Here is a 25,988-nt window from a genome sequence, read left to right as displayed (position 1 = left end):
ACAAAGAAAAAAGCGTCCATCTTTCGGACACTCATTTCCTTCTCATTGGCTGTTTTCGTAAACTTTGTTGCTTTTTCATATTTATCAACAAACCGTTATATTCCTTACTTTCGTGCTCTTTTCTCGGGTATCCAGAGTAAACTACATGCCTATTTTAGAGTAGATAAGCCGTAAAAAGCCCAATAGCCGACTTTTTACTAGTGAATAGCAACAATCTTTGAGAAAAGAGCCTTCTTATTTCAATTCAATTGGTACTTTTTCAATTTGTCATATAGACTAGACCTGCTTATTCCCAGCATCTTAGCAGCCTTTGCCTTATTGCCTTTTGTTTTTGTTAAGGCAGTTTCGATTGCATGACGTTCAGCACTCTCGACCATGGACTCCTCTTCTGTTACAGCAATCTCTCGCATGGACTCCCTGCTACCAAACATGTAATCGGGGAGATCCTCCACCTTGATTTTTCCATGTTCAGCAAATGTCATGGCCCGTTCCATCACGTTCCGCAGCTCACGTACATTTCCCGGCCAATGATAGGAAAACAGCATCTGGTTAGCCTGTGGTTCAAAGCCTGTAATACTTGTACCGATCATGCTATTAAGTTCACACATCATTCTCTTTGAAAGCAATTCAACATCCTTCAACCTATCCCGAAGTGGCGGAATAAATAAGGAAATGACATTCAATCGATAGTAAAGATCTTCACGAAACATTCCTTCCCTTACCATCTCCTCCAGGTTGCGGTTGGTAGCGGCAATTATTCGTACATCCACCTGTACTCTTTTCGTGCCGCCAACCCGATAGAATTCCTTCTCCTGAAGAACTCGGAGCAATTTCGCTTGAAGGGTTAGTGACATATCCCCGATTTCATCCAAAAAAAGGGTGCCTCCATTTGCTAGATCAAACTTGCCGATTTTTCCCCGGGTTCGTGCTCCTGTAAAAGCACCTTCCTCATATCCGAAGAATTCTGATTCCAACAGTTCCTCGGGAATGGCCGCACAATTTACCACAATAAATTTACCGTCTTTCCTCGCGGAGCTATTGTGGGAGGCATGTGCAAACAATTCCTTCCCAGTTCCGCTTTCTCCCCTGATAAGAATGGTGGAACGACCTTTAGCTGCCTTTGCTGCGCTCTTTTTTATTGTTTCCATGACTGGATTTTCACTGATGATGTGATCCCATGTATATCTGGCAGCCTCCGATTTTTTCAATTCCGTGTGATAGAAACTCGCTTTATTTTCTGCCTTCTGCAGTTTTTTAAATAGTTCACTTACTTCATTCAGCTGTCTGTACATTATCTTGCCAATCGCCCCTACCATCCGTCCATCTTGAATAATTGGAATGCGATGAATGATATATTTAATTCCAATGATTTCTTGGAAATCACTTACCTCAGGTGCTTCTGTACTAAAAACTTTTGATAATTGGAATTGAGGAAACACTTTGTCCGTTTTTTTATGTATGACTTCACTATATTCCAAGTCGAACAGTTCCAACAAGGATGGACTAACCATTTGAATATTCTGCTGGGCATCCGTCATCAATATCCCATCATAAGCATGGTCAATCGCAGTCTGAAGAGACTGTTTTAAATTTTTCACCAATTCAAGTTCGGAAGCGATCCCTTCTATTTCCGAGATATCCTGAAACAGAATGATGTACCCTTTTTCATTACGAACAGTTTGGTATGTTGATATATTGAGGATGGACTTTATTCTACTTACAGTGAAGGAGGAATTCCATTCTGTTTGTTCCATCATCTTTTCAATTTCGGGAAACTCTTTACTTAGCTTTTTACTGTAAAGACGCTCCCTTGATATTCCTGTTATTTCATACAATCGTTTATTGGCATAGATAATCTTTGAATACTCGTCTGTCATGATTACTCCAATAGGAGCATTCTCCATTACAGTATCAAGTTGTTCCTTGAGCGTGTTGGTCGTATTCAGTAATCCCATAACCATGTCGGCCTTTGTAAATATTCCTAAGACTTTCTCTTCGGTATCAACTACTACACCTGTACCGACCTGACTTTTCCGAACGATTTTTTCCACTTCTTCATAAGGGGTATCCACTCTTAAAGAAGATACATCCTTTCGGACATAGTCCTTGATTGGTGTGGTTAAGGGCTTTTCGTCAAGTATCATGGCATACAGGTGACTTCTGGTAAATACGCCAACTAACTTTGTTTCTTCATCAACAACTGGCAATAGACTCCACTTTGTTTCTTTCATAATATTCAACACTTCTGCAAGCTTTGTTCTAACTGTAATTTGATATGGAACTGGTGTTATCATCTCTTTTAAAGAAATCACAGGCAAACCACCTTTTACTTACTATCTATCTTCATTGTAACGGAAAAGAATAGATTTTAGAATATTTAAGCAATTATAAAACCCTCTCTAACAAATAGAGAGGGTTTTAGGTATTATGCTTTTCATTTGGCCATTCTTGGCAGGATAAGAACCAGCAACATGATGATGGCTATTCCAAGAAATCCAAATAACAAAATGGTGATGCTGTTCATTTCTGATGTATCTTCCGTAATACCAAATGCTTGATATCTAGTATTCTCACTTTCTTTAAAAAGATTTAATTGTTCAGCGTTGGCTTGAATAGTAGTGTTTTTTTCTCCCTCTGTAGTAAAAAGGGAGCCAAGAAAATCCTCTTCTGCTTTTTTTTCGCGCTGTTTAAAGGTTATTAATTTCTGTTCTTCTGGAACAGATTCCCTGGGCTCATTCAGGTTGTTTTCACGCAGAAAATTTGTGTTCTCCCTGAAATCCCGTTTCTGATAACTGTTAGGTTCCAGCGATTCAATATCAGAGTCGGCTCTCTTCATTTCCACGTTTATCGGTAGAATGACAGAGATAAGGAGAACGGTCAACAATAGAGGTAGAATCTTAGCCTTCATATGCTTCGTCCTCATTCTTTTTTGCTCTGTTATTCTTCAGCAAAGTAACTATTTGCGGAATAATCATGAGCAACAGAAGAATGACGATCAAGGTGATTACCGCTCCAACAAAGAGTGAGCTTGAGCCATATTGAATGGACATATACACTCGAGACATTGGATCCTCATAGTTGATGTTCGGCGCTGTAAGTGATAGGAATGGAGTAATAAAGAAAATCACAAGGCCCACACTTGCAATCCAGCCAACCAATTTGTCCATACTAAATCCGGCAAGAACCACTGCGGAAGCAGCTGTCAGGAGAAGAATCGTAAAAATGGACCACTGGATAGCACGATCCTCGCCTAAAGGATAGATATTTAATCCATAAAGGCTGATGATCAATCCCACGATAATATTTAACAACACGAACATTGACCCTTGAACAAGCATTGGAGCATTGTTGAAGTAATGGCTGAAATACCCGATCAAGAGACTGCTTATCAGGATGATTGCCAGTACTACAACCGGTGGTACTCTGTTGTTCTCTGTTCCACTTGCAGCGTCCCCGCTAATCTGCAACGGATTTGACAGATGGTCATAAACAGGACCGTTTTTCTGTCCATCTACATATGCATTTCCAAGAACGTTAAAAATATCGTCTCTGTACATTTTTGTTGCACCCACATTTTCCGCCCACTTGGCATTGAGTGTATCTGCGTCATTCTGTACATTTTCTACATTTGTCTGCAATTCCGTTGTATAGGAGACAATGTTGGACTGACTTTCCCCGACGGATGTCACCAAGTCGCTCAACGTCAAAAGCTCCTGACTGATTGTTTGCTGTCTGTTCACAACCGTGTTCCCATCATTGCCATCAGTAGGTGTCGGTTCGTTACTCGCAAACAATTGAACTTGCTCCATAACGCTATTTGCACTCTCCTCCAAGGAAGAAATATCATTCATGATGGCAGTTTGTTGTTCTTCAATATTCGCTCTGTACTCTTCCATAAAAACGGAGAAATTGTCTTGAAGTGCCTGCATCTGTTCGATGGTGTTCGGCATGGCAGTTGTTAAACTAATCCATTCTTTTTGCTCTGTATTGGAGACATTCAGAATGGTTTGAATGTCTTCAAGAAGCGACTCCACGTCCTCATCAATATTTCTATTTAATGTTTCTTCAAATTGAACAAGAGACGAGTGATAGTTTAATAAGTCTTTGGTACTGTTATTATTTATCTCCTTTTTAAAAATAGCATCTAAACGTTTTTTTCTTTCATCTACTTGAATCTGATCTAGAATCTCTTGTTCTTTCTTTTCAATCTCATTTATAACTGTTTGAAGGTTATTTGATAAGGATTCTTTGTCCCCTTCTAAGGCCGCAATAACTTCTTCCAGTTCGGAAATCTGTTCAAGATATCCTACTATTTCTTCTTCTAATATTTGTTTTTCTGCTTCCAGCTGCTTGATTATCTTTAGTAATGGGTTTTCTTCTTCTACACCTTTAAGGCTTTCTTCCACCTTTGTAATCCTAGTCGATAACTCACCTAAAGGACTTAGTGCAGTTAGTATTTCTTCAGGAACAACGTCCAACCCATCAATAATTGTTTTGATATTATAAATGTCTTTAGCAATCGCATTTAATTCTTGTATTTCATTCTCAAAACTTCTGTTATCAGGAACCTCTAATTCCGAATTATTATCCTTAACATCATTTTTAGTTGATGTAGTTAAGGGTTTAGGATCTTCCGGTTTTCCAGGTTCTTTCTTGCCTTCTTCTTCAAGTTTGCTTTTAAGGTTCTCAATCGTTTCTTCTAATTTAGTAAGGTCCGCATTCTTTTGTGACAAGGCAATCTGTTCTTGTTGTTCAAAAAATGCTTCCATATCACTTGTTTGTCTGTCAACTTCGGACTTTCTTAATTCAGATAGTTCACCAAGATTGGTTTTGTTACTTTCCATGCTGTTATTAATAGACTCCAGCCCATTATTTATCTCTGTTCCTTCTTGAGACAAATAATCTTGTACCTCGGCATGGCGGGAAGGTTGGGTGGATGCTAACAGCTGGATACTTCCCATACTCTCATCCTGAAGTTCTTGTAACACCAATTGTTGGCTATCTTGATATTCTTTAAATTGGTCTACAAACTGTACAAAAGATGTTAGGTTTTCTTCAAACTGTTGGACTGTGCTTTCTCTTCCAGATGCGCCTTGGCTAACAGTTGCCACTGTTGACTGAAGTTTTTCAAGCATGGAACGCTGTCTCTCAATTTCGGATGCGAGGTTTAAGGAAGTAGGTTTATAGAATGCGAGCATGGCATTCTGGAAGTCTATTTCCTTTTGTAGAATCGTATCGAAATGAGCTCGTACATTTTCCAGATCCTGTGAAACATAGGTCCAGTACAAAGTGGATATTCTACTGTTGATCTTGCTGGTCGCTTTTTCAATTTCACGTAACACCTTTTCGCGATCAATCACATTCAGTTGATCTTGAACGGTGTATTCAAAGTTCGCCTTTACCGGTTGCATACTCTCATAGGTCATGATGTTGGTGGAGAAATTGGAAGGGATATAAACTACTGCATCGTATCTGGAATCTTTCAGCCCGTTTACTGCTGCACTCCGACCAATAACCGTCCATTCATACCTAGAACCCTCCTCAAAAATAGTGGAGATTTCCTTTCCAAACTCAAGGGCTTTATCTTCCTTTTCCATTCCTGTGTCTTCATTTACTACCGCAATTACTCTGGAGGCAGTTCTTTCAGCCTTCATCGGGTTGTCGCCGACAGACCCAAAGAAAACAGCGGGTGTCACGAGGATAAGGAGAACAACCAACACCATTTTGATTATATAGGTGGTTTTTCCCGTCATGTATATACCTTCCTTTCAGTTGCGCAAAGTGGAATCTGAATTTTCATTTCTTTGCCGTTGATTACATAGTAACCAAAGCCTGGATGTATTTCTTCTTCGTTTCGCTCATATGGCAGAGTGAAAATATTCTGTTCTGATTTTTTCATCAGAACCAATGCTTGGCGTATTTGTTTCACTTCCATTGTCAACGTATCATACCCTTTTGACAGGTCGTTGTTGCTTCCTGATACCACAATATTAAAGCCAAGATGGCTATAATTCTTCATCAGCCTGGCAAACTTGTCCTGCAACATCGGATCTAGTGTCTGAATGAACCTTGCGTAGCCATCCACTACAAGGAATAAAGGAGAGTAATCCATGGAGCTGTCACCGAACTGCACCTTCTCCAAGTAATCGGATTCTCTTGCAAGCAATTTTTGCTCCACTTCTTCCAGCCATATGGCTATTTGGTCTTTTGTTTCAATGTAGGTGACTTTCTTTTCTTCTTTATAGTTTGACAGACTCCTATCAAACGAATCATATAATCCTATAGACTCTACACCTTGATCCAATATTGTATTCAGAATGACTTTGATGACATTGGTCTTTCCTTTTTGCGCTTGTGCAACAATCATGCAATGCTTATATTTATCAAAATTGATGTACACAGGCTGGACAAGCTCTTCATCCAATCCTATAGGAACGAGACCATCCTTTTGTTTCCCTTTCGCATATTTTACAAAATTGATGACATTCAGATCGGAAGGAAGCATCGGAACTGGTTGTGGCTCCTTATACTCACTATATTTTTCTTTCATATATTGAACGTTATTTCGAATGGTATCCAGTAGTTCGAAATCGTCTTTTCCTTCACCTGGCAAAAATACTTGTGAGAAGTATGCCTCATCCTTTTTAATAATGGCACGACCAGGAATAGGCTCTGGATTATATGGCACCCTTCCAAGAATCGTAAAGGCCTCACTGTTGTCCATCAAATAGTGGACAACCTTTGTTTTTAAGTTATTCATCAACGATTGTCTGATGGAATTGACTCTTGTCGCCGTAAAGATCATATATATTCCGAGTGACTGCCCATCACGCACGAACTGGTTTATCTGCATCTCCAAGTCCTGCATTTCCTCTTTGATCAAATCGAAGTTATCGATTGTCATAAAGATTAACGGCAATTTTTCCTCACTCATAGAGTTATACATTTTAATCGAGCTTACCTCCTGTTGTTGGAACAGGTTTTTCCGCTGGGACATTTCATCCTTCAGGATACGCATGAACTTCTCAATTTTCCGTTCTTCATCCATCAGGAAGAAGTCGGCTGTATGTGGGAGCTGGCGGATTGGCAACAAAGTTCCGTTACCGAAATCAAAAATATAATAGTGTACCTCTTCAGGTGTGTATTTTTCAGCAATGCTGAGCAATAGCATAAGAACTGTATGGGATTTTCCATATCCGGAAGACCCAAATATCCCAATGTTGCCGTCTTCCATCAGTTCATATTCATAGACGGTCTGGGATTGTTTCTCCGGCTCGTCCATTAATGCCAAGGAAATAAAGCCTTCAGCTTGCGAGACATACTTATTACGGGACAGCCTTCCATCCAATGGTGGCAGCCAAGGACTGCTAAGCTGCTTGATTCCCATCCGTTGTTGGACGGAATTGATTTCTTCCACGACCGCACCAATCTCGGTTTGACCGCTTTTCTTTTTCTTCTTGGATGTTGAAACGTCCGATAGTGGCACAAGGCCAAGGTCTGTAACAAATGCAACTTCATCCTCAGATTCTGAAGTATCTTCCAGGTAAGGTGCTCCACTCCAGGCGGATTGGAACAGCTCGTACACTTCGTTATTGCCTACCTGAAGATAGCCTCGGCCTGTCACAGTAATGGATGAGGCATCGCTGTTTTTCAATATCTCTCTGCTGTCATCTGCATCCTGGACTTTCAAGGCCACTCTGAAACGGGCGTTACTCCAGATCTGTTCGTCAATCACCCCACCAGGCTTCTGAGTTGCAAGGATGAGATGTACTCCCAAGCTTCTGCCGATACGTGCGGTACTTACTAGCTCACGGATGAATTCCGGCTCTTCCGCTTTCAGTTCCGCGAACTCATCGGAAATCAGGAATAAGTGTGGCAGAGGTTCCTCAGCCTTATTCTGTTTATAAAGATCAGTGTATGCGTTAATATGATTGACCTTGTATTGATCAAACAGTCGCTGACGTCTTTTCAGCTCACTTTTAATGGAAGCGAGAGCGCGTGCACTGAAGTTTTTACTTCCTTCAATATTAGTGATAACCCCAAGCAAATGAGGCATATTTTCAAATGGCTGGGCCATTCCTCCACCTTTGTAATCGATAAGCAGGAAAGCGACTTCATGTGGATGGTAGTGAATAGCAAGTGATAGGATATATGTCTGTAGAAATTCACTTTTCCCAGAACCCGTTGTCCCAGCCAAAAGACCATGGGGACCATGCGCTTTTTCATGCAGGTTCAATACTGAAATGTCTTCCTTACCTTTAAGCCCGATTGGTACTGCCAACGATTTGGAAGACTCTCTCGTAAGCCAGCTTTCTTTAATTGGTAGCTTTCCAACTTCCTTTACTTTCATCATCTCTAGGAAAGAGACGCTATTTGGGATGGAGTTTGTCATTCCCACCTGATGGTCAAGAGTCCTTAGCATCCTAGAGAAGTCCTCGTTACCTTCTCTCTTATGGGTGTCCAACCTGAATGGTATGGAAACGGCTTTTTTTTCCTGGATTAGAATGTCGCCCTCCTGGGTATTGATATACCTCACGAGCGTTTCAATATTATCGGTAAGGCTTTCTTTGGAATCAGCAGCAAAAATTACAGAGATTCCAAGATCTTTGTGGTCACCCTCCAAGTATTCGAGAATGACATGATCAGCAATTAATTGCTGTTCTGTAATAATAAAAACCACGTGCGGGGAAAAAGTTAACTTCTCCTTATCTTCCATAAGATCTCTTTCTCTTAGCATTTCATAGATGGAAGAGAGCAACTGATCTCTTGTCTGTTCATTATAGATAAGACCCTTGGCAAAGGATTGCGGAATCTGAAAGTGAGGAAGCCATTTCGCCCATTCCCACTGTTCATACTCTTTCTCATTGAATATAAAAACAAATCGCAGGTCATGGTAGCTATGGAAGAATGATAGCTGCCCTATAATCTGATGTATTTCATTTTTCATGACAGATTCTTTTCCTATCAGACCGATTGCTCCTTTGGATAGATCTGCAATTACAGGGACATTATCGATTTCCCTGTACACCTTTTCCATCAGCTGGGATTGCTCCAATAGATCGTCAATTTCCCTATTGGCCATATCACCTGAATTGATGGATATATCGTAACTGGAAGGGACCTTCCCCCGCCCCAATCGGAACTGTAGGAAGTCATGGCTTTCCATTGACCTTTCCCAAATCCGGTCGGATACTTGACCGGTCAAATATTTCATCCTCTCAAAGGAAGGGAAATGAAAATTCAGAACATGTGTCTGCTTATCCGCTAGCTCCTGAAGCTCTCTTCTCTTATTTTCAAGGTAGAGACTATAGACTCTTCTGCGACGCTCTTCACGTCTTTTACGGTTGGCTTTTTCTTTAAAGAACTGCACTGTTGACGTAATAAGAGTTGTCATGAACATCACCATGGAAATGATGATGAATATCCCCCTTGGTGCAACAAGCGCCACTACCCCCATGACAATAAGCATGATGAGTGGGGGCATGATGATCAGCCATAGTCCTTTATTATTGTCATCAGATTCCTGTGAAGGAAATTGCAAGGAAACCTTATCATCTGGAAGCTCATATACCATTCGCGGTGTTCTACGGTAACTCGGATACTTCTTTTTCATCTCTGATTGGGGAAGCTTCATTTCTGGTAACTCTGATTTATATTCTTCAAAGCTAGTAATTTCAACAATATCCTCTTCCACGTAACGGATCTCCATGAATGGAAGAAGCAGAAGGTCCCCCGACTCCAGAGTGGTTTCACCGGATAGTTTAAGTCCATTGAGATAGCATGAAGTCCCATCTGTCATCACAACCCATTTTCCGGAAATGTTTCTCGTGAAATTGATTGCACTACATTCCGTTTTAAATAAGTAGGGAATATTCCAATTATCAGTCGTACCCTTGCTCTCCATACTGATTGTAGTTTCATTCTTGTTCCCTAGATAGTAGGACTTAACCTCAGTCATACCAGGGGTCAATACCATCCACATTACCTCTTCTTCCCTTTTCCATTCGAAAGGTTGTGTGTATGTTCCGCTTCCTATTTGCCTATCATTTTGGTAAACTACAAAACTGTCATCCTGGCATTCAACGAATATAGGTCCTTCTATGAACGGAAAATTATGAACAGTAACTTGTTCCTCTACGTCTTTTCCAATGGTTAATCTATTATTATTTGATATAGAAACCTTTTGATAATGGTCTTTATAGAACAACCAGAAATTCATCACACACTCACCTCATTCCAAAGTCCGCGGTTAATTTACCATGTTTTTATTCTTCCTCTTCAGCTTCGGTTTCTTCCTCTTCTTCCAATGCTTTTATTGCTTGCGCATATTCATCTATTTCATCCTGGATCTCTTTCAGCTGATTTTGTTTTTCTTCACCTGTAAGATCGTTTTGGGCCCTTATCTGCTCTTTATACTTCAATAATGCATACAGAATAATTTCCGAATCCTCAAGGGACCGTGCAATATCAAGGGCTTGTTCCGCTTCTCCCCTCCCGATATGAATCCAATAGAGGTAATACTGGCGGTCAGATTGAAGAGTAATCCTGTTTTGCAATGTATCCTTCTGATCTTCGTTCAATGATTCGTTGATGATATAGGATGTAGCCAATTTATATTGCACTACTCTTGGCATATTCGCCGGCTCATAACCGCTTAAAGTATTGACCACCTGGCTGTACTCATTTTTAAGGAAATACTCAGAACTTTGAATAAATGCTGCCTGTTTAGGTTGTGCAAATAGAAGCGAGTACACGGCCAGCACAACTGTAGGTATGAAGAGAATTAAAAGTCCTATTGATGCAAATTTGGTCAACTTCCATTTTTTTTGCGGAAGGTGAATTATTTGTTTTTCTTTCTCCTCCAACCTTTTTATCCCTTTTCGGATGATGGCTAAAAGCTCTTCTTCATCTTTCGCATTCATGATGGACTTGGCAATTTTTGATAGTTCTAATGTTTGAGAAAGTTTCAGATACTCTTGGAAGGTGAATTTCCTGTCAATGGCAGTTGCGATAACTGCCTTTGTCTCCTGCCAAAGTTTTTCTTGATCCTTTTCATAAGGAGGCAGGCTTTCCATTACACCATAATGCAGAAAATATGGTGTCAGGCTCTCATCCATTACCATGTTTTCGGGACAAACAAGGAGATGAAGTCTTGAAAGCGAGTGGTACTTCACACTCTTTATTAATTGCGAGGCAAATATCCATCTGCTTTTTTCTTCTTTTCTTTTCATTTGGGAAAAAGATGAAAAAGCAGGTGGAATATGATATATAATGGTTAATTCATCTTCCGTTTCCTGGATCTTTTTATGTATAGAATGATTTACTTCTTGAAGCATTAGAATTTCCTTTGCTTCTTCCAACTTGATTCTTTCCTTTTGAAAAACCAGCTTTACTGTTTCCCCTTCTTTTGTAAGTACCGCTTGTAATTCTTCTTCCAGATATGTTCGACTTTGATCAGACATCATACATTGCTCCTTTATAGAATTTCCAAACGGTCCCCAGATGTAATTCCATGTTCCACCAGTTTGTCTGTTCCTGATAAAATCAACTGTTTATTCGCAACTCTCACCCAATGACCTTCTCTTGGAGGAGTGGAAATGGAGGATGCTTGCCACACAATATCCACTACTTTCTTCACTGTATGGTAATTGGATAATCGGAGGTCAAAGGACTCATTTTGATAGTTTTTTAGATCTATTGTGATTTCTATGTACATCATTTTTCACCTCATAAAAGAAGGAACGCATTCAGCTCTTTAAAAGCACGGCGCTCCTTCTTTCTTTTTGCTAGCCTGAAAATACTTGTCAAATCCTAGTTAAAGGCATTTGGGTTCCTTCTAAGAAAATTAACTGCGAATTTGGCTGGCGATTTGAGTATCAGCATCTTCAAGAGCTCTTGCAGTGTTGTTAAGCTGAACGGAAATGTCCTCAAGTAGTTGCTGCATTTGAATGATAGAAGGCTTCAAGGATTGGTATTGATCACTGAACGCACGGCTGGATTCACCTTCCCATACACTTTCAAGCTCACGGATCATGTTGTCCAGACGGTTGATCTGATCTCCAACCTGGCTGCTTTCACTTCTGTAACGAGTGGACATTCCAACTAACTCTGCAGGGGTAACGCGAATAATTCCTGACATTCTACATCTCTCCATTTCTTTTATGAGTTACTTTTATTGTAAAAAACACACTACTAAAAGGTCAAAGTTTTTCTGGCAAATCTAGTAAATTAAGTAATATATACCTACTTTTACCCTGGTTACCAAATATTGAAACCTCAAAGTATAGTATTTTTTTCACATATTGATATCTTTCTGGGTATTTCGACTAATTAATCGATCATTAGCCGATCGTCTTTTTAACTTCTTCAAAGAAGATGGTCAGGTCTTGCCTATTCATCTCATCAACATGTTCGTGGTATTTGTTAGAGAGGGTGGCCATCAACCTTGACTGATCATTTGTGATGATTGTAAATAATCGGTGGTTCTTATTAAACTCCAATAATGATTGTTCTACAACTTTTCCTTTACTCTGTTCCAGTTCAGCATTAATTATTCTTGCCAACTCATCACCAATAGCTCGAACTCTTCCTAGCTCAGAATTGAAAGTAAGGTACTTAAATCTCAAATCTTCATAAGGTGCAAAGACATACGAGGTTTTATACTGTCCTATTCATACCACCCCCTTTACCGTAATTCAAACATCTTCGAAATACTTTGGTCTTCTTCAAATAATTCTTCGATAGACCTTCTTACCCTGCTGATCATACCTTTTGCTTTTTCAATTTCCTCCCGTAGGTAATGATACATCCCTTCAAAGGAATCTTGGAACATAGGATCTAGCGGTCTGATATACTCATGAACATTAATCTTAGTAACTTTCACATCATCACTTGAAATCGGTAGGAGATGCCTGTAATTCCCCGGATTTGCTTCCATCTGGTGGATGGCATTCATCACCCGCAGTTTTCTGAATTCCAGATCGTCAACGTATTCTGTGTAATACAGTCTCCTCCAGGCAGTAAGTGCTTCTTCCTTTTCCATGCATTTATCTAGACCAAGCTGGTAAATTCTCACTGCAGAAGATAGGTTGACCTCAATGGTTCTTCCATCTGTCCCGTTTTTATAGCGGATCATATCTGTTCCTTCGTAACGACGACCTGCTACCTGATTCAAAGAGTTAACAACATGTTCCATACCATGAGCATGGGCGGCATCGCCAAATTCCCCAACAAATTCATTCGTATCATCGATGATTGCTTGATAACTGTTCTGAATGTTCCTGCTCTCTTGATCCATGGTTGCCGCCAGCTCAATTACTGTCAGTATAGTCTCATGCTGCGACAAGTTATGAGTAAAGGAGTCTTTAACAAGGTTTTTACCAATATCTAAAGCAGCACTACCGATTGCTTCAATCATCCGCTTTATGCTACCGAGCATTTCCTCTACATGAACCTGAATCAGCTTCAACAAATCAGAGCTGATTTCTCCAACTAAAGCCAGTAAAGAAGGAAGGACTTCTGTCAAATCTGCCAGCTTGGCTTTTATCTCTAAGGCCCTTGAAATAAACTCCTGTTGATTAGAGAAAAATTCACTTGGAAACTCTTTAACTGGATACGCAAACGGCATATCCACTGTAAAGCTTCCAAACCCAATAACACCTATCGTCATCGGAACCGCTCCACGTTTCCACTTAGGAGGTTCAAAGATTTTTTTCCAATCCTGTTTGATATCATCGATTAGAATGAAGAGCTCCTGGTCGATTCCAAACATACTTCTGTTGAGGCCATCGATTCCTGATTTTTCGTAGGCTGGAGCGTGTTTTGCAACAAATTGTTGGATGATGTATAGGTTTTCGTCTGAGACTTTATTCATGTATTTGGCAATACCGTCTGTGTGTGGGTACGTCTTTAGAAGTTCACGAGAACCAAGATCTAAAAATCCTCTAAACCCTATGACAGAATATAAAAATTCTTCTTTTATCGTTATATGGTGAATGTTCTGGGCCGGAACTTGGTAATAATCCTCAGCAAATTCTTTTAGTTTATTAGGATCTATTTCGTAGATGTCATCTAATTTTCTACTTTGTATGTTAAATTTCATGAATATGGCCTGTCTAAACTTTATGTCAAGACCTGCGAGTTGATATAAGCTAGGAGGAGCATCATTAATAGCTGTTACACTTTCAAATGGTTGATCCAATATTTGAATAGTTTGAATAAGATTTCCACCAAGAGAGTGCCCTATCCCGTATTTAGTCAAGGCTTGAGGATTAATATGTTTTCCTTGTCCATTTATATAGTTAACTTCTTTATCTACTGCACTATTTATTTCTTTACTTACATGTTTTTCAAAGTGTCTAGCATCTTGTAATTGATTTTGTGCTTTCCCACCAAATATGCCAAACGTATTATATAACCAATCACTTGGGGGCCCTTCACCATTGTTTTCTCCCATCTCACTCCCTCTGGTAATTGTATAGGACTGATTAATACCTGCTTCTAAATCCATAAAATGAATTACCGTACCATCAAATCCAGAATCATAATCTCTTACAGATTTAGGAAGCTCATCTGAGTGATATATTGTAATTTTCCCAGGGGGTTCTTTTCCTATTTCTTCAATGTAAATTCTTCTAATGTTTTCAATGGTAAGTTGCTTATATTCTAATTCCGCTATTCTTGCTTTAATAATTTTTGCATGAAGTATTTCTGTATTTCCCATATTTATCACCTAGATTTAAAATCTATTGAATGCATAATATTTAAAACCTTATCTTTTACTTCATTACTATCTTGTTTACAAGGTTGATCATAATCTATACAAGTAACACTACCAATGAAGTTAATCCCTTTATTTTCTATATCAGGTTTAATATAAGCAAAATATTGGTAACTCTTTTTCCCTTCATATTCAAAGATATCTTCGGCATAGTAATATGTAACACTGTCTTTTGTATATTCTTCAAAATCCCCTGTATAATTTAAATAAGTATCAAACATATCTAATTTAAATTCGATATCGTTTGCTCTTGGTTGGTCATCATAGTTGATATTGTAATAGAAAGATAGATTTTCTTTTTCATCATTTTCTACAAAACCTACTGCTTCAAACTCATCTCCAGCTTTCTCATAAGCTGCTTTGTCCATGGAAGCATTCATCGGAAAGTGAACTGTATATCCTTCCGTTTGGGATTCAAAAAGATAGTGTCCTGTTACAACTTCTTCAGATGATTCCAGAAAATCTTTTGTAAATTCATCATTAAATGCGATTGAATTTGGAGCATTCTTTTCTCCTACACCTTGGTTGCCACCACTATCTAAATTCATCCCACAACCTCCTAACAAAAGTACCGAACTCAATAATCCTAGAAGCATCGTTTTCTTCATAGCCCTTCCCCCTAGGCATTGCCATTAACATGGCATAATATGTATTTTCTAAAAGACTTATTCCCTATACGTTATACAAATAATCCCTTTCATAAAAATTTTTATAAAAAATTTATTTTAATTTATCAAAGAATTCAATCGTCTTTTTTATAGCTATATAATAATTACCACGTGATTCAAAAGTAGTCAATTTGACTGAACCGATTGTCGAATCCTGTCTGTTAGTTAGGCCCTAACGAGGAATTATTATTATGAGGTTTTTTATAGTTAATTAGAAGGATGATCCGTTTATTAATGTACTTTTTTCATTTGATTTTTATCAAATTTGACTCACATAATTACAAAACAGGTCTTTTGAATCATTTTTCTAACTTTTTACAATAGGCATAGTAGACGTTAAATAAGCTACATAAATTAAAATTGATCTTAGTATTTAATGTTGTAGTAAAAAGATAGATTTTCTTTTTCATCATTTTCTACAAAACCGACTGCTTCAAATTCATCTCCAGCCCTCTCAAAAGCAGCTTTGTCCATGGAAGCATTCACAGGAAAGTTAATTGTATATCCTTCCGTTTGGGATTAGAAGAGATAGTGTCCTTTTATAACTTCATCAGATGATTCTAAAAAATCATTTGTGAACTCATCTTGAAAGGCTAGTATCAGGTTCTTCCTTTATTTTTCATGCCACAACCAACTAGAAATAATACAAAACTTGATATTACTAGAAACATCTTCAGTTTCATCGGTTTCCCCCCGCTAATGGTTAGAATTCTATAGAATCATTCCCTATACAACAAACAGAAAAAAACGGATCTCATCTATGAAATGAAATCCGTTTTAACTTCTTGCTGTTAATATCTTTATTTCGGCTGCATCCGAATCGCACCATCCAGCCTGATTGTATCACCATTAAGCATCGGATTTTCTATGATACTTTGTACGAGTTGAGCATATTCTTCTGGGTAACCAAGGCGGGATGGAAATGGCACCATTTTTCCAAGGGAATCCCTAGCTTCTGCTGGTAAGGAATCAAACATGGGGGTGTGAAAGAGCCCGGGGGCAATGGTCATGACTCGTACTCCGAATGACGCGAACTCTCTGGCAAGCGGCAAGGTCATCCCTACTATTCCTCCTTTGGAAGCAGAATAGGCTGCTTGGCCGATTTGTCCGTCAAATGCCGCAACAGATGCCGTGTTTACCATGACACCCCGTTCCCCTCCTTCGTTCGGTTCATTCTCCTTCATACGTTCAGCTGCTAAACGGATCACATTGAATGAGCCTATCAGATTGATGGAGATAACTTTGGAAAAGTCATCAAGCGAGTGTGGCCCTTTCCGGTTCAGGACCTTTTTTGCCACCCCTATCCCTGCACAGTTCACCACCGTATTTATGTAGCCGAAAGTTTGAATGCCCGTTTCCAAAGCATGGCGAACATCCTCTTCCTTCGTAACGTCCGTTTTAACAAATAGAACGGAATCTCCGAGCTCTTCCTTTAAAACTGCACCTCTTTCTTCCGATAAATCTATAATTAACACCTGGCCACCTTTAGCAACTATATTTCTTACTGTTGCCTCTCCTAGACCCGATGCCCCACCTGTCACAAGTGCTACACAGTTTTGAATATCCATAGTAAAATACCTCCTAGTTATGTAATACACATACTGAATGCAAAAAGCATGCCAATTCTATTGATGGTTTTCAGCAGAAAAAGTGTACAGAATTTGGACAGCTTGTATGAAATACGTAAAGAACTGAGGAATGATGAAAAAGGACACAATCTGTTAACTTGTGCCCCTACAAACTGTTATTTTATTTTCAATCTCACTTCTTCTCTGATTCTCGATGGATAATCCGCTATCGTCAATGTAACCGGACTGACCAATTTCTCTGTATCTACTATTAAGCCTTGCTCATACAAGGACACCTCTTCCTCGGTCCCGTAAGTTCTCGTATTATAACTATGACTAGTACCTGTACGATCTATAATATTGCTCTCAAAAATTGAGAAGAAATAATTTTGGTCCTCTTCATCGATTTCTATCTGAAAATACAACCCATTAAAATCTTCCATCTCATTTTCCACCCAGAACTTCTTCAATCTTCCGTCACTAGGAGCCTTGATAATGCTTTCTGTTTCAAGATCCACTACTACCTCGAGTTCCTCTTTTGGAAGAGCTGTGAAGGAGGAGAAAACAAGGTCCAGATTTTCAGGTTCGGAAAAATAATTACTCTGGAAGTAAAGGACCTGTTCATTATCTTCGGTTATAGTTGTTCCATCATGAATCCATTTGTTTCCTTTATCATCTTCCAGCGCAATATCATCAAATCGGAAAATTTTGTGTGAGTTTGTTTCCTGATAACTCATGAAAAGAGCGATTCTGGTAGGATGTATCTCCAATTTTTCAAAATGGATGGATTGACCTCCAGTTTCCACAGTCTCGTTAATCTGTATCTCTTTTATTATTGCAGAGAACTTGGCGATATCCACTTCTATCGGAAATGTGAAACCTTCCGCCAATTCGATTTCATTTTCCTTCAATCCAGTTTCCAAAGTGAATCTCTCCGGGATGACCATTCCATCCGGGTAGGTAACCTGGAGTTCACCTGATATCTTTCTCCCTTTGTCAATGTCATCATGCCCCCCATAACCTAAGCCATATGGTTCCAGAGTTTCCCCGGTTTCTGATTTTAGACGGATATCATTTAGACGAATCGACGATAAATCTCTTTCACTTTCTATTGTATAAAAAACCAGCATCTGTGTTTCATCCACGATTATGGCATCTATCGTCAATGACACTCCATTTTCCTCTCGTGTGATACCCACCTCCTGAAGATAATCGTTCTCCACCGCCGACATGATTCCTTTATTATGCCGGACCAGCTCCACAATCCGCTCAAACCCAGGAATAGTGCTCACGTAGTTAGCAAATGCCGGCGAAACTCGGATAGTCGTTAGAAAGATGATAAGGAGGATGCTTGCAGCAACCATACCAATTCTCCAGAATGGCGGACGTGATCGCTCTTTCCCTTTACGAATCCCGCTTCTAATAAAGTCATCAATATCCCCAGGAACCTTTATATTGGTGTACTCCTTTTTCCATTCCTGCAGCTTTTTTTCCTCTTTTTCAAACATGCTCATTACCTCCCTTCTCTTCCCAATATAGTCGGAGTTTCTTCAACCCTTTTGTCAACCAGGTCTTTACCGTGTTCTCCGGAGATTCCATCACTTTCGCAATGTCCTTGATTTTAAAGTCCTCCATATACCTCAGTTGAATAACCGTCTGATACGGATCACCTAATAATGAGATTGCCTCCTGCATTTCCAACTGGAGATCGTTATCCTCTGTGTATGCCTCTTCCATCTTCATTTGAATGTTCGGCTCACGCTTCCTCTTTTTCCATTCATCTCGACAGTAATTAATCATGATTTTTACTAGCCAGGTGGAAAAATAGTCCGCCTGTTTCAATTTCTTGATTCCTTTGAATGCTCTATATGTAACCTCTTGAATGGCCTCAAGCGAATCGGCTTCATTCTTCATATAAGAATAGGCTATCCTGTAGAGCTGTTCTTTTTGTGCCGCTATAAGGGTGAAAAATGCCTCTTCATCCCCCTTTTTCGCTTTCTCGACCAACATCTTCTTTTCCAACGATCCCACACTCCTGAAAGCTCTTTTTGTTGTTTTATACTCATTAGACCTATTGAATCTGTAAAAAGTTTTATAAAACAAAAAAATCACCTGTATATTTGAGTAACAGGTGAAATGCCATTATTTAAACCCGAACCGCTCCATAACTTTTCCTTCATTATATACGTGAATTCTAACATTTAGCCTTTGTTGTTTGAACTCCACTAAAAATATTTTACCATCCTCATCTTTTACTCTGTAGATGTCAGTGCCAAGATGAATAATCTCGATAATCTCGATGTTCTCCTCAAATAGGCTTTCTTTCGTTTCCTGATGGTTCAACCATTGATCCAAATTGTTCAGATTCTTTTTTTCTTTATACATGTTATACGGATATAGAGATAGTAATATCCCCAAACCCAACACTCCCAATGCTATCAATAACTTTCTCATATGTTTCCCCTTTAAATTTTTCCATTAGACGGTAGATTAAAAGATTAGGTTTCATTTTTTAAGGTCTTCCTTCCGTCAACCAAGCGATAAGGTAGCCAATGAACATGATAAGGAAAAAAATAATGAATTTGATGGTACTGATGAGCTTTCTTTTCCGAACAAATAACTTATGATTGCTTAAAAAACCCACTAAATAACCCTTCAAGTTCAGCTTCACCTCTTCACAGTAGTAATTGCTGACTCACTTAATCCATCTATTTTACTGGTCTCTTCCTATTATTATTCGACATATCACCCTTAAACCCTTGCTTTAAATTTCTAATAATTATCTATAATCTGTTAAAATAATTATAAGGATAAATATAAAAGGAGTTTTTAACAATGCCTAAACGCTTAATGCTTATCACTCAGAATATTGAAGAATCGTACACGCAACAAATAAAAGAGCTTGTTCCAAATTTTGAAGTCATTGTGGGTAAAGAAAAAGAAATATGGGAACCACATGCTAAAGACGCCGAAGTAATTGTCGGCTGGAAAAAAGGGCTGGAGGAACTTTCTTTAGGGAAAGAATCAAAACTTCGTTGGTTACAGTCCTGGAGTGCAGGTGTCAACAGCATGCCGCTAAGACAACTTTCCGAAAATAACATCTTATTAACAAGCGCTAACGGTGTCCATGCATACCCGATCTCCGAAACAATTTTTGCATTGATGCTTGGTTTGACCAGAAAAATTCATACATATGTGAATCAACAACAGAAAAAGGAATGGCATCACGCACATATGAACCTTGAATTGCATGAAAAGACTCTAGGAATTATAGGTGTTGGTGAGATTGGACGAGAAACAGCAAGAATAGCCAAAGCGTTTCGAATGAATGTAATTGGTGTTCGGCATTCCGGTGAACCTACTGAAAATGTTGATAAAATGTTCACTCCCGACAAACTACAGGAAGTATTACCAATATGCGATTATGTAGTTATTACACTACCATTGACCGCTGAAACGGAAGGAATGTTTGGTAGCGAAGAATTCACGCTTATGAAAAAGTCCGCTTTCCTCATTAATATTGGACGTGGCGAAGTTATCATTGAAAAAGAACTTGTACAGGCGTTACAACAAAAAGAAATCGCCGGTGCTGGACTCGATGTATTCATCAAAGAACCTTTAGATAAATCAAGCAAGCTTTGGGAGATGGAAAATGTCATCATAACCCCTCATACTTCAGGCTCAACCGAACATTATACAAAGCGAGTCATAGAGGACATTTTCATTCCAAATTTAAAAAAATATCTAAAAGAAGAATATCCATTAAAAAATTTGGTCGATTACAATAAAGGCTACTGAAATTGGTTTATACCGCTTGTATTAAAGGTAAATAGGGAGAGAGTTGGAGGGAATAAACATGCATCGAAATAATGAATTACATACATTTTTGTTAGATAAAGCGAAAATACTTACCGAAGAATGGTATCAATCTTTGGATAAGGCTAATTCAAAAGGAGTCTACGCATCAACAAACCCCGAAGTCATCAATACACTAAAAAAACAGAATTATGATTTTCACCTTCATCTTTGCAAAGTCTTTATTGAAGAGGAGGAAAAGTTTTTCAAGGATTTTGAAGAATGGATTCTTTCCATTGCACAAGATGAACAACATCTAAACACACCTATCCATCATACTTTGCGGGAATTTTTCCGGGTTCGGGGACAATACCTCACCTTCATCTCAGAATTTGTGGAATTCCACCAAGAGGAAAAAGAAAATGAATTGATATGGAATCATATGATTAATAGAGCATTCGATGATGTCGTCTTGAAATTTGTTGAAGAGAATCAGAAGTATTCAGAGCAACGCCTTCAAGCGCAGCAAGATATGATTAAGGAATTAAGTTCACCTATCATTGCACTGGATAATAACCGTGCGCTCTTGCCTTTGGTGGGAGATATTGATACAAGTAGGGCACGATTCATTCTGGAAAATACGTTGGAACAGTGTGGGGAGAAAGGGATCAACCAGTTATATATCGATCTATCAGGTGTCGTCATCATAGATACACTCGTTGCAGACCAAATATTCAATCTCATAAAAGCCCTGAACCTGATTGGTGTCGAAACGACTCTATCCGGTATCAGACCTGAGATAGCACAGACTACCGTACAATTAGGTATCTCTTTTGATAATATATCCATCAAACCTACATTGGCAGGAGCACTTACTCTGCCACCAACAACGGTGACCCGTCCATAAATAAGGCGGGTTTGTTGTTTTCTTTTCGCTTGGAATTTCTTTAAGTTTTTAATATTGTGTTTAAAGTCTTATCAGAAAGAGTATTTAAACAATATATATATATCTGCTTTTCATACTTTTAAGGTATATGTAAAAATAAGAGGATTTTCCTTCTTATAAAAGGAGTGGAAGACGTGGAGAAAGTACTAAATGAAATACTTTCGGAATTAAAAGAAATAAAAGCAGCTCAAATGGCATTCCACAAGGAGCAGGAAGGATTAAAGGATGATTGTAGTCATCTGAAAAAGGACGTTACCTATTTAAAGGATGGGCAACAGGAGAAAAATACACTGATTAAACATTCACTTACTCTTCAAATAGAAAACATGCTGGAAATAAGAAATTCTCTAAGAACAATAGAAAAAGAGCAAGATAGTTCCATAGCTCGAAAATAAAAATTACCTTTCAAAGATCGGAAAACACTTCACCCAAATATGGAGGAAGTGTTTTCTAATTTGTTCCTTGCCCAATCAAACTGTCCTTTAGGCTTTTTAATTCCATATATATGCTGAGAATCGTTGATTTTTTCATTCTAACCAGACCGCTAGATGAAGGCGCTACAAAATCAATGGTCCCCTCTACCATGGATGTTTCCTGTCTCCCCCAGTTCAATTGACGGATACCACTATACTCCTGATACACCCCTTTACCGACGAAACAGACTATTTTAGGCTGGTAGGTTTGAATTTTCCCCATCAACTCCCCCCTTCCATTTTTGTATTCTTCTTTTGTAATATCAGCTGCCCCTACTGTTGGCCGGGAAACAATATTGGTCAAACCATAATGAAGCTCTACCAACTTAAAATCCTCTGTAGGAGCAAATTTTCTCGGAGTGATACCAGCTTCAAAAAGAATATTCCAAAACCTGTTATTTGGATTTGCATAATGTTGACCCGTTTCACCCGAACGGATACTGGGATTGAAACCGACAAACAGAATATCTAAGTCATATGCAAGATGATCATGAATTGATTCCAATTTACCTCACCTCTTTGTTTTATTTTATCAAACAGTTATTAACGTGCACAAACCAAAAAGACCAAACGGAAATTTCCCGTCCAGTCCCCCAAATTCATATAATGATATAGACGGATAATCTTACTGTTGTATCGAGTTATACGGCTACTTCTCTTTTGTCAAGCATATATTTATATACTAGAGTATGGATTAAAAACCTTGGTGAAAGATCCGATTTGTTATAAGTTGCACGAATCCTTTTGCGGTAATATGAAGAGATTTGGCGAATGAGAGTAGGCAATACTTAGAATAGCGGAAGTGGTCTTAGGAGTACTTTAATGTTTGGTGGCATTTTCAAATCTTCTTGCGCTTGCTTCAAATAACGATACATTGCTTTACTGCCAACCGAGTTTGCGGAGTGAATGGTTATTCTATCCGCATACAGCTCATTTTCTACCATCTTTTGTACGAGCAGCAGACCATTTCGATGTCTATTCAACAAATCATGATCTAAAGAGAGATGATCTATCGCATGACCCTCTAACAAGGTGAGGCACTGGTCAATGTCCTCTGCGAGTATATACCCATTAGGACATGTCCGACTATCATCAAGAAAAACGTTGATCTTCAAAATGACACCTCCAAAATTTCGACTTAGCTACATTATAACATACATTCGTTACTAATTTTTTCCTAGAATCCACCTACAATTGCAATAAAGCCTTACATAAGAAGGGTTGTAGAAGGAAATATAGGGATAATGTACCAATTTTAAATGTGCTAATCCAATAGATACCCTGAATAGAAGGAAGATAAACATTCTAACAAGCTTTTATGGCTTTTTAAATTCTGGAAAATGGAACACCCATTTCATCCAGAATGATTGTAATCTATTCTGCAGTCTTTCATATTCCTTGAATTCTTTTCCGTACTGCTGTTTGAATGCATATGGCACCTCACCCTGCTCCTCTTTTATAATATACTCCTGCTCAAGGACCTCCAATTTCTCCATTTTGATTTGAATACTGTTATAAGTCAACACTGAAAACACTCCATAGAATAAAGTCAGAACCATTCCATACATTAGTAGAAGCTTTTTTAAACTTCCCATCAAACTCTCCCCTTCGTTTTCTACATAGTATGACGTATTACGGGAATGTGACAGGACTATTACAAAAATACACATTTGTAATATAATGGTTTGCAACTTATTTAAATTGCAGATAAAATTAATAAAAATGGATGTAGCGGAGGGCTATAATATATGGGGATTTTCATTGATATTTTAATAGTCGTCGTTTTTTCTCTTATTTTTTTTGGGGTGTACAAATACGTGATGAAAACGATCAGAAAGTACTAAAAGAACCGTCCGGAGATGAAATCCGGGCGGTTCTTTTAGTAGCTTGTTTACATTTATGAATGAGCTTTTCCTTCCTTCATTTGAGATAGTTTCCCTTTGATGAAGAATGGTGCATATAAAATTAGAAAGATGATAAGAACCACAAGTTCCAATGAAAGAATATACCAAGGATACGGTCCAAGAAAGTCAATTAAACTCGCGTTGGTAGGCTTATGGGCAAGAAACATATAATTTCCGCCAGTTAGCCTGTTCACAAAATACACCAGTAAGGCAATGACATTCAATGCCGCAAAAGCCTTCAAGACCGACTTGAACATAATTTGGCACTTTTCAACCCAAATTATATAAAACACTGCCAGAATGATTGATACGTGAGCTATGAAAAAGTGCAGGAAACGAAAATGTGGAAAATCATAAAATAACTCAGGGGTCAGTAGAGCCTGCAGTGCACCACCGACTCCCAAAAAATAAACCACTTCAAACACCCATTTCTTCCTAGTCAAAAGCATCCATATACAAAGGTATAAACTGATGGAACACAATTGAAACGGCAAGGTATAACGGATATCCCACATGTTTGTGGAAATGTACCAGTAATTGAGCCAGATCTCCGAACCAGCCAATCCCAATATAATTAGCCATCTGCCACTAGACTTCATCCATTCGTGATTCCTGAATAGAAAAAGGAAGAGAAGAAGTGCAAAAGTTACGCATAAACTTATTAAATGGGAAACCGAGAAAAGGAGTGTCCCTTCCATATAAGCTTCCGGATCCGTATAGGCATCAAACATTTGCACATAACCTCCAATAGAGACTGCTTATTTCTGGTTAAGAATACTACTTTTTAATCCAAGCCTACTTTAAAATTAATTAATAGTATTACAGATGTTTATTATATTCTATTAAATTTATTTGGTATTCAATGTAATTTCAACTTCGTTTTGCTTAACGGAAAGATTTACTTTCCCTCCAATGGGAAATGTGAACATCGGGCTTGTATGACCAAAATCGGCATTTGCCACCACCGGAATGTTTGCAAGCTCTCTCTTTGTTTGGATAATAGTTTGGATGTGTTCGTTTGAAACATTGGACACTTTCTCAAAGCGACCAATCAAAATTCCTTTCACTCCACCGAAACTTGGTTGGTGGATAAGGGATTGCAAGTCACGATCAAAGGTTTTAGGGCAAGTCAATTTGTCATCTTCAAGGAAAAGGACTGCATTTTCCAGACTTGGCATATATTCTGTACCTTGAAGAAGATTCAATGTACAAAGATTTCCCCCAATTGCGGTTCCTTCACATTTTCCTTCATTAATAACCAGATAACCATCGTTGGGATGGAACTTCCTGTTATTCTGATCCATATACCACGAATCATTACTCCATTCGTTCGATGGCTGAACCTCTATTGCTTCCGATTCGTCAAGGAACATCTTCTTAAAATATTCCAGTGAATACTCAAACCCTTTTTCCATTCCAAATGAGGAGAAATGGATACCGGAATAGGTGGTAAGCCCACTTTTGGCATAGATTGCATTGCCTAATGCAGTTATATCAGAGTACCCACAAAAAATCTTTGGATTGTTTCTAATCAATTCATAATCGATATAGGATAAAAGCTGATTTGCTTGATAACCACCTATTGATGTGAGAATTGCTTTTACATTTTCATCCTTGAACGCCTCATGGAGATCCTCAATGCGGGATTCAATGGAGGAAGTCAGTAAACTGTTTGCTTCGTTGATATGCTTTCCGAATGTTACTCTAAGACCCAATTGTTCCAACCTACGTGTCGAAAGCTCTATATTTTCCTGGGAAAGGATAGAATGAGAAGTGGACGGCGCAATAACTCTCACCTCATCCCCCTGCCTAAGCTTTGCAGGTACAATCATTACCTACTCCCTCCTTCAAAACT

Annotated in this window: 22 protein-coding genes; 3 read left to right on the top strand and 19 right to left on the bottom strand. The window is 38.6% G+C overall.

What is annotated here, in order from left to right; genetic code table 11:
* Positions 1–239: 239 nt before the first annotated feature.
* The 14 genes from AB685_RS10785 to AB685_RS10720 form a co-directional block, all read right to left on the bottom strand.
* Positions 240–2,312: a sigma-54-dependent Fis family transcriptional regulator gene (locus AB685_RS10785; protein ID WP_047970609.1), complete on the bottom strand. Its 2,073-nt coding sequence runs from the start codon at positions 2,310–2,312 to the stop codon at positions 240–242.
* A 122-nt stretch (positions 2,313–2,434) separates the two neighbouring features.
* Positions 2,435–2,908, bottom strand: a complete 474-nt coding sequence (gene essA, locus AB685_RS10780) for a type VII secretion protein EssA (RefSeq protein WP_047970608.1) — start codon at positions 2,906–2,908, stop codon at positions 2,435–2,437.
* Positions 2,898–5,753 (bottom strand): type VII secretion protein EsaA, encoded by a 2,856-nt coding sequence (gene esaA / locus AB685_RS10775; protein WP_047970607.1) that lies wholly within the window; start codon positions 5,751–5,753, stop codon positions 2,898–2,900. The genes essA and esaA overlap by 11 nt, the downstream gene beginning before the upstream one ends.
* The gene (essC, locus tag AB685_RS10770) at positions 5,750–10,222 is read right to left on the bottom strand and encodes a type VII secretion protein EssC (RefSeq protein ID WP_128755846.1); all 4,473 of its coding nucleotides are present in this window, start codon (positions 10,220–10,222) and stop codon (positions 5,750–5,752) included. Before essC ends, esaA begins: the two co-directional genes overlap by 4 nt.
* A gap of 43 nt (positions 10,223–10,265) precedes the next feature.
* On the bottom strand, positions 10,266–11,465 hold the full coding sequence (gene essB, locus AB685_RS10765) for a type VII secretion protein EssB (RefSeq protein WP_241773278.1): 1,200 nt from the start codon (positions 11,463–11,465) through the stop codon (positions 10,266–10,268).
* 11 nt (positions 11,466–11,476) lie between these two features.
* Positions 11,477–11,716 (bottom strand): EsaB/YukD family protein, encoded by a 240-nt coding sequence (locus AB685_RS10760; protein ID WP_047970604.1) that lies wholly within the window; start codon positions 11,714–11,716, stop codon positions 11,477–11,479.
* A gap of 129 nt (positions 11,717–11,845) precedes the next feature.
* On the bottom strand, positions 11,846–12,139 hold the full coding sequence (locus AB685_RS10755; RefSeq protein WP_047970603.1) for a WXG100 family type VII secretion target: 294 nt from the start codon (positions 12,137–12,139) through the stop codon (positions 11,846–11,848).
* 202 nt (positions 12,140–12,341) lie between these two features.
* Positions 12,342–12,563, bottom strand: a complete 222-nt coding sequence (locus AB685_RS10750; protein WP_047970602.1) for a hypothetical protein — start codon at positions 12,561–12,563, stop codon at positions 12,342–12,344.
* Between the two features lie 122 nt (positions 12,564–12,685).
* Positions 12,686–14,722, bottom strand: a complete 2,037-nt coding sequence (locus tag AB685_RS29730; RefSeq protein WP_053073791.1) for a DUF6792 domain-containing protein — start codon at positions 14,720–14,722, stop codon at positions 12,686–12,688.
* 5 nt (positions 14,723–14,727) lie between these two features.
* Positions 14,728–15,387, bottom strand: coding sequence for a hypothetical protein (locus tag AB685_RS10740; RefSeq protein ID WP_047970601.1), 660 nt, complete (start codon positions 15,385–15,387; stop codon positions 14,728–14,730).
* Between the two features lie 860 nt (positions 15,388–16,247).
* Positions 16,248–17,015, bottom strand: a complete 768-nt coding sequence (locus AB685_RS10735) for a 3-hydroxyacyl-CoA dehydrogenase (RefSeq protein WP_047970600.1) — start codon at positions 17,013–17,015, stop codon at positions 16,248–16,250.
* Between the two features lie 176 nt (positions 17,016–17,191).
* A complete protein-coding gene (locus AB685_RS10730) occupies positions 17,192–18,523 on the bottom strand; it encodes a DUF4179 domain-containing protein (RefSeq protein WP_047970599.1) in 1,332 nt (443 codons plus the stop codon).
* Positions 18,516–19,037 (bottom strand): sigma-70 family RNA polymerase sigma factor, encoded by a 522-nt coding sequence (locus AB685_RS10725; RefSeq protein WP_241773277.1) that lies wholly within the window; start codon positions 19,035–19,037, stop codon positions 18,516–18,518. Before AB685_RS10725 ends, AB685_RS10730 begins: the two co-directional genes overlap by 8 nt.
* Positions 19,038–19,157: 120 nt before the next feature.
* Positions 19,158–19,469 (bottom strand): hypothetical protein, encoded by a 312-nt coding sequence (locus AB685_RS10720; RefSeq protein WP_128755845.1) that lies wholly within the window; start codon positions 19,467–19,469, stop codon positions 19,158–19,160.
* A gap of 381 nt (positions 19,470–19,850) precedes the next feature.
* Here AB685_RS10720 and AB685_RS10715 point away from each other — a divergent pair, with 381 nt between their 5' ends.
* The 3 genes from AB685_RS10715 (at position 19,851) to AB685_RS10705 (ending at position 22,151) form a co-directional block, all read left to right on the top strand.
* Positions 19,851–20,813 (top strand): D-2-hydroxyacid dehydrogenase, encoded by a 963-nt coding sequence (locus AB685_RS10715; protein ID WP_047970597.1) that lies wholly within the window; start codon positions 19,851–19,853, stop codon positions 20,811–20,813.
* Positions 20,814–20,871: 58 nt separating this feature from the next.
* A complete protein-coding gene (locus AB685_RS10710; protein ID WP_047970596.1) occupies positions 20,872–21,717 on the top strand; it encodes an STAS domain-containing protein in 846 nt (281 codons plus the stop codon).
* A gap of 173 nt (positions 21,718–21,890) precedes the next feature.
* The gene (locus tag AB685_RS10705) at positions 21,891–22,151 is read left to right on the top strand and encodes a hypothetical protein (protein WP_047970595.1); all 261 of its coding nucleotides are present in this window, start codon (positions 21,891–21,893) and stop codon (positions 22,149–22,151) included.
* A 55-nt stretch (positions 22,152–22,206) separates the two neighbouring features.
* On the opposite strand, the gene AB685_RS10700 is transcribed toward AB685_RS10705, so the two are convergent.
* The 5 genes from AB685_RS10700 to AB685_RS10680 all read right to left on the bottom strand — a co-directional run bounded on the left by AB685_RS10700 (position 22,207) and on the right by AB685_RS10680 (position 25,962).
* On the bottom strand, positions 22,207–22,734 hold the full coding sequence (locus AB685_RS10700; protein ID WP_047970594.1) for a mismatch-specific DNA-glycosylase: 528 nt from the start codon (positions 22,732–22,734) through the stop codon (positions 22,207–22,209).
* A 283-nt stretch (positions 22,735–23,017) separates the two neighbouring features.
* A complete protein-coding gene (locus tag AB685_RS10695) occupies positions 23,018–23,344 on the bottom strand; it encodes a cyclic-phosphate processing receiver domain-containing protein (RefSeq protein WP_198530489.1) in 327 nt (108 codons plus the stop codon).
* Positions 23,345–23,545: 201 nt separating this feature from the next.
* A complete protein-coding gene (locus AB685_RS10690; RefSeq protein WP_047970592.1) occupies positions 23,546–23,824 on the bottom strand; it encodes a hypothetical protein in 279 nt (92 codons plus the stop codon).
* Between the two features lie 302 nt (positions 23,825–24,126).
* Positions 24,127–24,864 (bottom strand): TIGR02206 family membrane protein, encoded by a 738-nt coding sequence (locus AB685_RS10685; RefSeq protein WP_047970591.1) that lies wholly within the window; start codon positions 24,862–24,864, stop codon positions 24,127–24,129.
* A 117-nt stretch (positions 24,865–24,981) separates the two neighbouring features.
* On the bottom strand, positions 24,982–25,962 hold the full coding sequence (locus AB685_RS10680) for a S66 peptidase family protein (RefSeq protein WP_047970947.1): 981 nt from the start codon (positions 25,960–25,962) through the stop codon (positions 24,982–24,984).
* Positions 25,963–25,988 lie beyond the last annotated feature (26 nt).

It is taken from the genome of Bacillus sp. LL01 (assembly GCF_001037965.1).
This window is presented reverse-complemented; position numbering and strand designations above follow the sequence as displayed.